The following is a 13,031-nucleotide window of genomic DNA, read 5'->3' as shown; positions in this document are numbered from 1 at the left end:
ATCGATCGTGGTTTCAATGTTAGGTCGAATAATTATTGATATAAATCAAGCAACTAGATTGGCATTTGGCAATAGTTTAAAGATAATAAACAAAAACGCCGACATTCATCGTCGGCGTTATTCATTCAATTTCAAAAATATCTAATCATAAACTAACTGATCGTCTTGAAACCATGTTTCTACCGGGCTCACCATCAAAGCGGCTCTCTGACCAAGCGCGACATGTTTGTTTGGAAACACGATGGCTTCTTGGTCTACTTTCGCAAACAACAGCTTCTCACCATCATGACCAAGTACCTGACCATGCTCAAACTGAGTAAAGTTTTCAACGTCGTCACTGAAATTGAAGTCAAAATCTTCAGTCAATCGCTTTATCGTCTGAGTCACTCTATACGTCACTACTGGTGAGGCTTCTATCGCGTCCATCTGATCAGATAAAAGCCCTCGTAATGCCTTATCAAAGCTTGAAATTGAACTAAGATCATTTTCACCCAATGGAGCAACCTTACCCAACTCTAGAGTTAACGCTTGAGCTGAAAACTGCTCGGCACTAAACCAACTGAAGGTGGTAGCTGGTGCATTAGAAAGCAAAATTGACTCAATTTTAGCCTTTTCTATAAACTGAATGAGTTCACGGCTACGACTTTTTGCTTTCGCAACCTTAGGACTTACGGCAAATGTGTAGTGCTTAGAACCACGTATCGCACAGTGCAAATCTAAATGCCAACGTTGATGCTCTTCAGTACCATTAAAAAATTGGGTTAGCGTCTCTTTTAATTCTTCCGCTATTTTGGTCTCGACCGTTTCTGGGCGTTCCTTTCCATCAAAAAGCCGATTTAAATTTTCATCTATATAACGACAATGTTGATTGGTCGCTTTTGGGTGACCATATAAGAACAAGCACCTGTGCTTCACCGTCACTTTTTGCTCGATGATATCGTTAACCAATGCATCAAGTAATTCCATCGGTGCTGTTTCATCTCCATGAATACCAGCCGAGAGTACAATCGCTTTCGTATCGTTTGTCGCTTGATAAGGAATAACTTCGACAACACCACGTTTTAGCAGACGTATTGTTGGGCCAGCAGGGAGTTGAACCTCTTGTTCTAACACTTCGTTATCTAGATTTAAGCTGTCATATAAAAATGATTGGCGAAACAGCGTTTGTGCCATGAGTAACTCCTTCAATACATCAGGTCTTGTTCTATCTGGTTCTATTAATATTATTCGCTAAAGTCTGCTTAGTTACTCTCAAATCATTTACTTGTGAGTACTGATCCATCCCATTAACTCTAGCTATAGGATCATCAAGCCTATCAGAGTAACTTTCTCAACTTTATGAATCAATCTCTAATAATTAAATTTCATATTTTCGAGACATACCTCAATGACTTAAGCCATTTAAACCGTAACACCAGCGCTTTCAAAGCTCGCCATATTATTATAAAACTCAGCAGCTGCGAGCAAAATAGGAAGCGCTAGTGCCGCCCCTGTTCCTTCACCTAACCTGAGCCCCAAATCTAGTAGCGGCTGTACATTCAATTCTGACAATACAAGTTGATGCCCTTGCTCTTCAGATTTGTGAGCAAATATCATCCACTCTCTACACTCAGGATTAAGTTGAATGGCGGCATAAGCTGCAATACTCACTATGAAACCGTCGACCAGTACGGGAACATTCTGCTTCGCTGCTTCTAAAAATCCCCCGACCATCTGTACAATCTCGTATCCACCAACCTCGGATAGTATCTCTTTCGTCGATTGACCATTGCAGCGCACAACCCCTTTTGTTACTAACGCTACTTTGGCCTTAAGTTGGTCTTCATTAATACCCGTTCCTGTCCCCACACATACGTGAGCGTCTTTACCTGAAATAGCGCTTAATATAGCGGCGGCACTGCTGGTGTTTCCAATGCCCATCTCTCCAAACATGAGCAAATTTGAACCATTTTCTATAACGTTGCTAACTATACTTGCTCCAAAATTTAGGCCCTTATTCACTGTATCAAGTTCCATCGCCTTTTGGTTTGCAAAATTCTTCGTACGTTTGCCCAACCTCTGCAATATCAGTCGATCCGATTCCGAATCAACGGGGCATAGAATGCCACAATCGACCACTTTAAACGCAATATTGTTAACTCGACAGAAGCAGTTGATAGCGGCCCCACCACCAAGAAAATTCATTACCATTTGAGCAGTTACTTCACTGGGAGCAATGCTCACGTTTTCGTCGGCAATACCATGGTCCCCTGCAAATACAAGCATTGTTGGTTTGTTTATTCTTATGTCGGTTACCGCTTCTTCTCTACCTTGGCTTTGGATTAAAGCGAGCTGATAAGCGACATCTTCGACTAACCCTAGTGAGCCTAACGGCTTGGTCTTTTGATCGATTCGGTTTTGGATAACAGTAGAAAATCTTTTGTTTAGCATAATGTCTTCTTTTACTTGGCGTGATTTAGGGCTAGTTCGGTCTGGCAACCGAGATTATTTTATCCAATGAAACAAACTCACTTCCGCCGAGTCGAGACAATGGGTCAATTTTTAATGCGTCAATTTTAAGGCGTTCGTCAACCTGACTGATCACTGAGTCATTGACATATATTTTTTCAATCTCAGCGAACAATAACGACTGAGGAGTATCTCCGATATCCTGAACCTGATACAAGGAGCAACCAAAAGCAATAGGACAAGATGCGACTCTCGGTAAACTGAATCCCGAAAATTCCGTAAGCTCGATCTCGTTTATGTCTACCTCCGAATCCCCATACTCTAGACTCGCAGACGTTCGTGTTAAGGCATCTTGCGAACCAACGCTTGATATATGAATAACAAGCTTACCCGTTTCCAGAGTATTGCGTGTAGTGTCTTTAATTTCACCCGTCGGCTTTTTACCAATAGAGAGCATAAGTAAAGGTGGTTGACTGGAAACAGCCGTAAAAAAAGAGAATGGGGCAAGATTGAACGATCTGTTTTCTGATTCTGTCAGCACCCATGCTATGGGTCTAGGCACGACAGTTTGAGTCATTAAATGGTAAATTTGAGTGGGAGAAATGGTACTCAAATCAATATTCATAGCCGCTCCTTGTTAGTACTATAAAACCAATGCTATTTATTAACCATGCAGATGAAATGTATTCGATGTTTCAAACCCCAATAGGCATGATCTTTTCGATAAAGCGCTTTTCTTAATGTACATGATTCGTTGGGGCGAATCGAATTCTTAAAAAAGAGTGTAGCTTCTGGCACACTCTCACGCACTAAACATTACCTATTTTTATTTCATTGAGTTGATACCGTCTCAACGCGATCAAATTGACTAATAGCTTAAATAAGTTATTGTTAGTTCAGGCAGAAATGGTATGCATGAGTACAAAATATTATAGAGGTTATTGATGGACAGTTTTGGTGACGGAGCACATGCCATTATCGCAGGGGCATCAGGTTTAATTGGTTCGCAGTTATTGGAGCAATTGTTAACCTTACCTTCAATACCAACAGTGACGGCTTTGGTCAGAAAACCGCTATCAGTACAACATGACAAACTCACTCAAGTTCAACATCCAAATTTAGCGATGACACAATGGAATGAGCAATCTCCCTCGCCCGATTTTGGTTTTATATGTCTCGGCACTACGATGAAACAAGCAGGGAGTAAGCATGCCCTCGCTCAGATAGACGTAGAATTGGTTACTCAGGTTGCACAAACCATGAAACTACTGGGTGTAAAAAGAATCGCGGTTGTCTCAAGCTATGGCGCTAACGCTCAATCACTTTCTAACTACCTAAAATGCAAAGGCAGAATGGAACAAAACCTCCTGAAGCTTGACTTCGAACGCTTGGTTTTTGTACGTCCAGGCCCGCTAAAGGGTGCCCGAGACAATCCAAGGGCAGATGAACAAGTCTTACAGAAAGTGCTGTGGGCTCTTCGTCCATTCCTTCTCGGCCCATTAGCAAACTTCAAGCCTATACGAGCCAGTGCGGTTGCCAAAGCAATGATATTTTCGTTAGTTAAACCAACACACCACCCATCGGACAATTACTGCACACTAAATTCAAAAGAAATTCATACGATGTTGATGGAATATCAAGTACCAAGTTGACCGTTTGATAGAATAAGAGCAAATAAACCAAAAATTACTGTTCAAAATGAAATATAATCGCCGCCAGTAAGGGATTTAAAGCGGTTAATTAGAGTCTATGACAAATTATAAAAACAACGAACAGCCTACATTCTTCTGGTTCGACTATGAAACCTGGGGGATAAGCCCTTCAAAAGATAGGCCTAGTCAATTTGCTGGCGTTCGTACCGATATGGATTTCAATATTATTGGCGAGCCTCTTGTCATCTATTGTCAGCCACCTGTTGATTATCTACCGTCACCAGAAGCCGCACTTATCACTCGCATCACACCACAGAAAGCCGTCCAACAAGGTTTGCCTGAACCAGAATTTATTCGACGAATCCACGACGCTCTTTCAACCCCAAACACCACCAGTTTGGGTTATAACAGTATTCGATTCGATGATGAAGTAACACGTTACACACTATACCGTAATTTTTTTGACCCATACGCATGGAGTTGGAAGAATGGTAATTCCCGCTGGGACCTTTTGGATGTAATGAGAACGTGCTACGCACTTCGTCCTGAAGGAATAAACTGGCCTGTCGATGATGAAGGTTTCCCGAGTTTCAAATTAGAAAAGCTCTCAGTTGAAAACGGTATCGAGCACGAGAATGCTCACGATGCGATGGCAGATGTCATCGCCACAATAGAGCTTGCAAAAAAATTGAAGGCAGCCCAACCAAAATTATTCGATTACCTTTTTAGCATGCGCCACAAGCGAAAGCTAAATGAGTTAGTGGATATCATCAACATGACGCCTCTTGTCCATGTATCCGGGATGTTCGGTGTTGGTTGCTCAAATACCAGTTGGGTTGTACCAATGGCATGGCATCCAAAAAATCAGAATGCTGTCATTATGATTAACCTTGCCATGGATCCAACGCCACTTTTGGAGCTGAGTTCAGATCAAATACGCGAACGTATGTACACTAAACGAGCAGACCTTGAAGCCGGACAACAGCCTATCCCTTTAAAGTTGGTGCACTTAAATAAATGCCCAATTTTGGCCCCTGCCAAAACGCTCACAGCTGAGAACGCAGAACGAATCGGCATAAACAGAGAAGAGTGCCTTCAGAACCTTGCTAGACTAAAGCAGCATCCAGAGATTCGCGAAAAACTGATAGATTTATACTCGATAGATAGAGATTATGCGGATAACGACAATGTAGATAACCAGCTTTATGACGGTTTTTTTACGCCTTCAGATAGAGCGGCGATGGATATCATTCTAGAAGCAAAACCCGAAAACTTGGCTGTACTAGACATACAATTTGGCGATAAACGTATCGCACCGCTTTTGTTTAAATACAGAGCGCGCAATTATGTAGAGACGTTAAGTGATGAAGAACAACAGCGATGGACTCGCCACTGCCGGGACTATTTTGAAACATCACTTCCGGATTATATGCTCAATCTGGAAAACCTCGCTCACGAACATGAAAGCGATGAGAAAAAACTCGCTATTCTAAAGTCCGTGTATAAATATGTTGAACAACTCGTCTCATAAAAATGATATTAACGATACTTAAATACATTGTTTCACTTGCGCTAATCTTATTAGCGCTAGCCATAGGCACTGCGATTCAGCATTGGTTAGCGATCTCTATACCCGGAAGTATAATTGGCATGCTAGTGCTCTTTACCGGAATGGTTTCAGGGCTGATCCCAGCAGAATGGGTAAAACCGAGCGCTAATGTTTTTATCCGATATATGATTTTGCTCTTCATTCCTATCAGTGCTGGGTTAATCGACCATTATCAACTATTAATGGATAACGCATTTCCGATAATCGCCAGCGCAGTAGGTGGCACCGCTATAATGACCGTTTTTCTTGCGCTGATGCTTGAAAAAATCTTGGTGGTTAAGAAATGATCTGGATTGCACTCACTTTCGTCGTATTCTTAGTGGCTCGATTTATTAGTAAGAAGCTTAACCATCCCTTAGCGAACCCCTTATTAATATGCTTACTGATTATTATTCCCATTTTAATTATTTTAGAGATGCCATATGAGGAATATAAACAGCACAACATAATATTCACCTACCTACTGCAACCCGCCGTAGTTGCCCTCGCCTACCCGTTATATGAACAATTTCCAGAAATCAGAAGACATTGGAAAATCATATTTCTCGCTTGTGGCATTGGTAGTGCTTTATCGATGATAACTTCGGCAACCATTGCGGTTTTACTTGGGACGGATATGACTCTGGTCGCAAGCATAATGGGTAAATCTGTTACGACACCCATTGCGATGGAAGTCTCCAGTCACCTAGGTGGGGAGCCTGCAATCGCGGCAATATTGGTATTAATAGTTGGCGTATTCGGTTCCATATTTGCGTACCCGATTTACAGCGTATTAGGGGTTAGTCACCCTATTGCAAAAGGACTAACCATGGGGACAGTCTCCCATGCGTTAGGAACCGCAACTTGCATTGAAAAAGATCAACGAGATGCCGCTTTCAGTTCACTCGCGCTGGTACTTTGTGGTGTAATTACTTCTATTCTCGCACCCATTGTCTACATTTATATAGAATGGCTAAATATTTTAATCAATAAATAGATAAGAGCTCGTGACGGTTCATTTATACTCGCTAGACTTAATGCATGATAAACACCGCTTGTGTTCAGATAGTAAATAGATGAGAGCTCGTGACGGTTCATTTATACTCGCTAGACTTAATGCATGGTAAACACCGCTTGTGTTCAGATAGTAAGTAGATGAGAGCTCGTGACGGTTCATTTATACTCGCTAGACTTAATGCATGGTAAACACCGCTTGTGTTCAGATAGTAAATAGATGAGAGCTCGTGACGGTTCATTTATACTCGCTAGACTTAATGCATGGTAAACACCGCTTGTGTTCAGATAGTAAATAGATGAGAGCTCGTGACGGTTCATTTATACTCGCTAGACTTAATGCATGGTAAACACCGCTTGTGTTCAGATAGTAAATAGATGAGAATGCGCGGTTCATTTTGCCATTGTTTTAGCGTGCATCTTTTTTCATGCTTTCTCCGCTATCTGATTTCCGATTAATTACTGAGAACCGACATATTATGAGTTTTACCTCTTTAGGCTTATCTGCACCTATTCTTAAAGCAATCGAAGAACAAGGTTACGACACTCCTTCCCCAATTCAAGAGCAGGCGATTCCTGCGGTATTAGCGGGAAAAGATGTGATGGCTGCGGCTCAAACAGGCACTGGTAAAACCGCAGGATTTACCCTACCTATTTTAGAAAGGTTAAGTGGAGGCCCACGAGTAAAAGGAAACCACGTCAGAACATTGATTCTTACGCCAACGCGAGAATTAGCGGCGCAGGTTAACGAAAGTGTAGTCAAATACAGTAAACATCTTCCGCTTAGTTCAATGGTCGTATTTGGTGGCGTAAAAATAAATCCACAAATGCAGTCTCTTCGAAAAGGCAGCGACGTGCTCGTTGCTACACCCGGTCGTTTACTCGATTTATATAATCAAAACGCGGTCAAGTTTACTCAAATTGAAGTGCTAGTTCTTGATGAAGCAGACCGAATGCTGGATATGGGCTTTTTCAGAGATATCAAAAAAATCCTAGATTTACTGCCTAATAAGCGTCAAAACCTTCTGTTTTCCGCCACGTTTTCTACCGAAATAAGAGCGTTAGCTAAAGGCTTAGTGAATAACCCTGTAGAAGTATCAGTCAGTCCTGAAAACTCAGCAGCACCATCCGTCGAGCAGTTTGTCTACCCCGTGGACAAATCTAAAAAGTCGGCGCTACTAGTAAAGTTAATCAAAGAAAATGATTGGCAGCAGGTGCTTATTTTTAGTCGCACTAAACACGGTGCCAACCGACTTTCTATGTACCTAGAAAAACAGGGGATTAAATCAGCACCAATTCATGGCAATAAGAGTCAGGGGGCGAGAACCAAAGCGTTAGCAGGATTTAAATCTGGTCAGGTTAGAGCGTTAGTCGCCACAGACATCGCCGCCCGTGGCATTGATATTCCCCAGCTTCCTCAAGTCGTTAATTTTGATTTACCTAATGTTTCTGAAGATTATGTCCATCGAATCGGTCGTACAGGCCGAGCTGGCGAGGTAGGCAAAGCCATTTCACTTGTAACGGCAGAAGAAGCGATAGACCTTTTTGGTATTGAAAAGTTAATTAAAAGTATTATTCCACGCATTGATGTTGAAGGCTTCATACCCGTCGATGTTTTACCAGAATCGAACCTAAATAAAAAACATATTAAGCCTAAAAAACCACGAACTCCGAAGCAAAACCACGCAGACGGACAACGTTCAGGGGACAACGCTCGCGGTAACAAGCCTGCGAGTAAAAATAAGCGTCATTTTGGTGCTAAAAGTTCAGATGGTAGTGGCAGCAACTCTACTTCCAATACGGCAAATAAAGCCCCTTCAAAGCGTAGAAGACCAACGAAGCCAGTATAGGGTCAATTAAGGCAAAAAAAGGATGGGTAACCCCATCCTTTTTTAATTCTTTTAAACTAATTTTGGAACCGACTTTAAATTCGCACGGCGACTCAATAAAGCATTTAGGTAACAAACCACCCACACCTGTTCGTCTAATCTAATCCCAATAACTTTGACATAGATATCCGCCTTTCTTTCAAACACTGCTTTGGCAAAACCTCACTGCTCACTCACCGTTTCACGTCGTATTTGAGTGGATTTTCTAACAAATTGATTGTCCAATGTTGGTTTAAACTATGTGACCTCACTCTATTTATGAAACATCCAAACATATTGCAGTTTAAAACGTGATCTATACCACTGCAATAAGGCTAATGTTGGTTAAAATATTCCACATCAATAAATTAAGGATTAACTATGAACTCTCGATTAGACGCAGCGCTAAACGATACACCTAAGTCAATAGCTGATTATTTAAGAAGTCTATTTAACTCAGAAAATTTCGATGCCACCATTTCTGCGCAACAATTTGAAGAACTCTTAGTACTTTCTGGATTGAGTGACGACGAGCTTCGAATTTGCTTACTTCCATTTGCAGCCGCTTACTCATACGCTCCTATTTCAGAGTTTTATGTTGGTTCTATCGTTCGTGGATTATCAGGAAGACTATACTTCGGCGCAAACATGGAATTTATCGGTGCGCAGATGAGCCAAACCGTACACGCCGAACAGTGTGGTATAAGCCATGCTTGGATGAAAGGTGAAACTGGAATCATAGATATTACCGTTAACTATAGTCCATGTGGTCACTGCCGACAGTTCATGAACGAGTTAACCACAGCCAACGAACTAAAAGTGCAACTGCCTGAACGTGACGAAATGTCGCTTCAGCAATATCTCCCGGATTCATTTGGGCCTGCTGATCTAGATATAGATGCGCGTTTAATGGACGGTAAAACAAGGTCTTATCAAACCCATGAAAGCGACCCTTTGGTGTTAAAGGCGGTTGAGGCACTCAACTACAGTCATGCACCATATTCAGAGAATCATAGTGGCGTTGCTCTAAGGTTAGCTGACGGTTCTGTTTACTTAGGTTCCTATGCAGAGAATGCAGCGTTCAACCCTAGCCTTCCTCCTCTTCAAGTTGCGCTCGCTCAAATTCTTATGGCAGGTAAGTCATTCGAGCAGATTGATACTGCAGCTCTGGCGGAGTTGTCAGCAGGTAAAATAAGTAATCTTGACGGGACTCAGTCAACCTTAGATGCCCTAAACCCCGACATTACGTTTGCTTATATCTCACTATAGACATTATTAATGCCCTAATATATTTAGGGCGTTTTTTTACCTATTTTTCCAAAGCAAACGATTGCGGTTTTTTAAAGATCCAGTATGATTCGCTCAATTTAATTGATAATGAAGGATATACGAATGCTGGGTACTGCTACTCGCGCTGGTGCGACTCGAGTTTTATTATTAGGTTCAGGTGAATTAGGTAAAGAAGTGGCGATAGAATGCCACCGACTTGGCTTAGAGGTTATCGCTTGTGACAGATATGAAGACGCCCCTGCGATGCAAGTAGCACATCGTAGTCATGTGTTCGATATGCTCGATGGTGACGCGCTAAGCGCTGTCATCGCGTTAGAAAAACCAGATTATGTTGTACCAGAGATAGAAGCCATCGCAACGGATACTCTGGTCAAACTCGAAACAAAGGGGCTTAACGTTGTCCCTACAGCAAACGCAACCAAACTAACGATGAACCGTGAAGGTATTCGTCGTTTAGCCTCTGAAGACCTGTCCATTCTAACCTCACCATACAAATTCGCCGATTCACTAGATGATTTTAAGCTCGCAGTAAGGGAAGTTGGCATACCCTGCGTAGTAAAGCCAATAATGAGCTCTTCTGGTAAAGGTCAAAGCATTATTAAAAGTGAAGACGATGTCTTGCAAGCATGGGAATATGCGCAAGATGGAGGCAGAACTGGCGCTGGACGCGTTATCGTTGAGGGCTTCGTTGACTTTGATTATGAAATTACGCTCCTTACCATTAGAGCCGTTGATGGAGTGCATTTTTGTCAGCCAGTTGGCCATCGACAAGAGGATGGCGACTACAGAGAGTCATGGCAACCACAAGCAATGTCAGAGGTCGCGTTAAAAGCGGCTGAATACATCTCAGAGCAGGTTGTCGATGCATTAGGTGGGTACGGCCTATTTGGTGTCGAATTGTTTGTAAAAGGGGATAAGGTTATTTTTAATGAAGTATCCCCTCGCCCGCATGATACCGGTATGGTCACCATGATTTCACAAGAGCTCTCAGAATTTGCGTTACATGTTCGGGCCTTCATTGGAATGCCAATTAATAAGATCATTCAACATGGTCCATCCGCTTCTGCTGTCATTCTGGGGGAAGGGACTTCCGATAACCTTCGTTATGAAGGGCTATGCGATGCGTTGGCGACACCAAAGACGCAGGTAAGGCTGTTTGGTAAACCGAATATTAATGGCCGACGTAGACTTGGTGTAGCCTTAACTCAACGTGAGACATTAGAACAAGCCATTGATGACGCTAAAAAGGCAGCGGAAAAAGTGAAAGTAATCTATTAACCCGCGAGCATAAAGATATTCAATAAGGGCTTTAACACCCCTTATTGAAACCTATCTCTTTATCCATCATCTTCTATCAGCCAAACCAACTCTGCAAATCGGCTCAAGCCCTTTTTCGATATCTTAGGGTGGTTTTCATCTGCTTGATCTCTATTGAGCATAGTTAATTTGTAATCGCTAAACAGTCGTCTTATTTCCGTCTCGTCGACACTAAATGGTGGGCCTGACATTTCAGACTGAACATAATCGAGTGTCACTAATAATAGCCGCCCTCCATTATTGAGCAGTGATTTTAGCCTGTTTACGTACTCTTCTCTCATATCTTCAGGAAGCGCAACTAATGCAGCTCGATCATATATAATATCGACATTACTTACCGACGCCGTAAAAACATCGCCGACATAAATCGATAGCTCATCAAATTGATAAAGCTCATGTGCGGAGTCGAGCCTTACAACGGTTGGTGTATAAAAATGTTCAGAAAAAAATGAACGCACTGCAATATCACTAATTTCAATGCCTTGCACTGCGTCATGTTTAGCGGCAAGCCAGATTAGGTCTTCACTCTTACCACATAGTGGAACCAACACGTTATCCGAAGCGCGAGGGTTGGTTCTATCCCAATATCGAATGAGTAAAGGATTTACATCTTCCAAATGAAAACCAATCTGGTTGGATGCCCATTTTTTGTGCCAAAATTCACTATCTTTCATGATGTCTAATTATAAATAAGAATAAGTCGCATTAATGTCGCTAAATCACTATCAAATTGCAAGAAAAAGAAAGCGGCTAATTAGGTGACACCTTTCACACCAATTGTAAATTTATGCAAAGATTACTTGGTTTTAAGAAAAATGCCCTAAGATACTACCTGTAGCCGATATTTCTACCAGTAACAATTAGATTATCGACTTCAATAGTTAATCCCTTGGACACGATACGACTTAGACTTTTAGTACACCGTTTTACTAAGTGTTTATCGACTCAAGGAGCGTTAATGAACGTTATGCTGCGTACCATCCTCACCCTATTGGTGTTTAGCCGGGCATCTGCATTCGCCTCTGTTGAACCTGTTTCTCAAAGTCAGCAAGAAAAAGAACAAACACAAAGCCAAATTAACCCAAAACTGTTTAAACACAGTTTAAGTGGGCTTTATGGTATATCTTCTATCAAACATGATGCTAGTCAACCCTACTCTGATTTCGATGCTCTATATAGTCAGGCTCAAAAAGCACAGCTTGAATTAGAAACCATATGTATAAGCACCGCTTTATTGACTAATTCTCACGCGATTTCCGTCGGAGTAAAGTCAAGACAACGAGCTGAAACAAAGATAAAAACAGATCTAGCGAACAATGTGAATCAAATTACCGATTTAGCAAGAGCTACTATCGTATCTGACGATATTGAAAGTCTAGTTTCCACTTTCGAGTTACTCGAAAAACAAGCAAATATAATTAGTGTTAAAAATCGCTTTAAAAAACCAGCACCTTCTGGATATCGTGACTTGAATATTCTTGTTGAACTACCAGAGACGAAAATTATAGCGGAAGTGCAGTTGCATCTTGCTGAGATTGCAAAAGTAAAAAGTGGTCCTGAACACGATTTATACAAACAGATTCAGGATATTGAACGCGGTGCATTATCATCAAACCGTGCGATAAGTGAGATTGAAAACGCCAAAATTGAAGGCTTAAGAAGACAATCTTTAGACCTATATCATTATGCTTGGCAACCCTATATCACGACGAATATAAAGGCAGCATAAAACAGAGGCTAAATTCGGATTCTCGAACCCAAGGGAGTCCATTCGTTTTCACTCATGTACTGAGCCCTAGGATTCAGCCCGAACGGAGCACCAGTGCTTTTTTAGAAGGTGATTTTGCAATGGAA

General features: G+C 41.7%; 12 protein-coding genes. 8 read left to right on the top strand and 4 right to left on the bottom strand.

All coding sequences use genetic code 11. The features are described from left to right. Nucleotides 1-141 precede the first annotated feature (141 nt). The 3 genes from astE to IUZ65_RS07840 form a co-directional block, all read right to left on the bottom strand. Nucleotides 142-1,173, bottom strand: coding sequence for a succinylglutamate desuccinylase (gene astE / locus IUZ65_RS07850; protein WP_195703206.1), 1,032 nt, complete (start codon nt 1,171-1,173; stop codon nt 142-144). Between the two features lie 228 nt (nt 1,174-1,401). Then, the gene (cobT, locus tag IUZ65_RS07845; RefSeq protein WP_195703205.1) at nt 1,402-2,430 is read right to left on the bottom strand and encodes a nicotinate-nucleotide--dimethylbenzimidazole phosphoribosyltransferase; all 1,029 of its coding nucleotides are present in this window, start codon (nt 2,428-2,430) and stop codon (nt 1,402-1,404) included. Between the two features lie 31 nt (nt 2,431-2,461). After that, on the bottom strand, nt 2,462-3,073 hold the full coding sequence (locus tag IUZ65_RS07840; protein ID WP_195703204.1) for a flavin reductase family protein: 612 nt from the start codon (nt 3,071-3,073) through the stop codon (nt 2,462-2,464). A gap of 319 nt (nt 3,074-3,392) precedes the next feature. Between IUZ65_RS07840 and IUZ65_RS07835 the strand changes: the two genes are divergently transcribed. The 7 genes from IUZ65_RS07835 (at nt 3,393) to purT (ending at nt 11,138) form a co-directional block, all read left to right on the top strand. Next, the gene (locus IUZ65_RS07835; protein ID WP_195703203.1) at nt 3,393-4,100 is read left to right on the top strand and encodes an NAD(P)H-binding protein; all 708 of its coding nucleotides are present in this window, start codon (nt 3,393-3,395) and stop codon (nt 4,098-4,100) included. 97 nt (nt 4,101-4,197) lie between these two features. Beyond that, nucleotides 4,198-5,631, top strand: coding sequence for an exodeoxyribonuclease I (gene sbcB, locus IUZ65_RS07830; RefSeq protein WP_195703202.1), 1,434 nt, complete (start codon nt 4,198-4,200; stop codon nt 5,629-5,631). A gap of 2 nt (nt 5,632-5,633) precedes the next feature. After that, complete coding sequence (locus IUZ65_RS07825) at nt 5,634-5,996, top strand: CidA/LrgA family protein (protein WP_195703201.1); 363 nt, start codon at nt 5,634-5,636, stop codon at nt 5,994-5,996. Further along, a complete protein-coding gene (locus tag IUZ65_RS07820) occupies nt 5,996-6,685 on the top strand; it encodes an LrgB family protein (protein ID WP_195705044.1) in 690 nt (229 codons plus the stop codon). The genes IUZ65_RS07825 and IUZ65_RS07820 overlap by 1 nt, the downstream gene beginning before the upstream one ends. A 496-nt stretch (nt 6,686-7,181) precedes the next feature. Next, nucleotides 7,182-8,552, top strand: coding sequence for a DEAD/DEAH box helicase (locus IUZ65_RS07815; RefSeq protein WP_195703200.1), 1,371 nt, complete (start codon nt 7,182-7,184; stop codon nt 8,550-8,552). A gap of 399 nt (nt 8,553-8,951) precedes the next feature. After that, nucleotides 8,952-9,839, top strand: a complete 888-nt coding sequence (cdd, locus tag IUZ65_RS07810; protein WP_195703199.1) for a cytidine deaminase — start codon at nt 8,952-8,954, stop codon at nt 9,837-9,839. 123 nt (nt 9,840-9,962) lie between these two features. After that, on the top strand, nt 9,963-11,138 hold the full coding sequence (purT, locus tag IUZ65_RS07805; RefSeq protein ID WP_195703198.1) for a formate-dependent phosphoribosylglycinamide formyltransferase: 1,176 nt from the start codon (nt 9,963-9,965) through the stop codon (nt 11,136-11,138). Nucleotides 11,139-11,197: 59 nt separating this feature from the next. On the opposite strand, the gene IUZ65_RS07800 is transcribed toward purT, so the two are convergent. Beyond that, nucleotides 11,198-11,851 carry a thiopurine S-methyltransferase gene (locus IUZ65_RS07800; protein ID WP_195703197.1) on the bottom strand — a complete coding sequence of 218 codons (654 nt, stop codon included), beginning with the start codon at nt 11,849-11,851 and terminating at the stop codon, nt 11,198-11,200. Between the two features lie 284 nt (nt 11,852-12,135). Between IUZ65_RS07800 and IUZ65_RS07795 the strand changes: the two genes are divergently transcribed. After that, nucleotides 12,136-12,906: a phosphoribosylglycinamide formyltransferase gene (locus tag IUZ65_RS07795; protein WP_195703196.1), complete on the top strand. Its 771-nt coding sequence runs from the start codon at nt 12,136-12,138 to the stop codon at nt 12,904-12,906. Nucleotides 12,907-13,031 lie beyond the last annotated feature (125 nt).

It is taken from the genome of Vibrio sp. VB16 (genome assembly GCF_015594925.2).
GTDB lineage: Bacteria > Pseudomonadota > Gammaproteobacteria > Enterobacterales > Vibrionaceae > Vibrio.
This window is presented reverse-complemented; position numbering and strand designations above follow the sequence as displayed.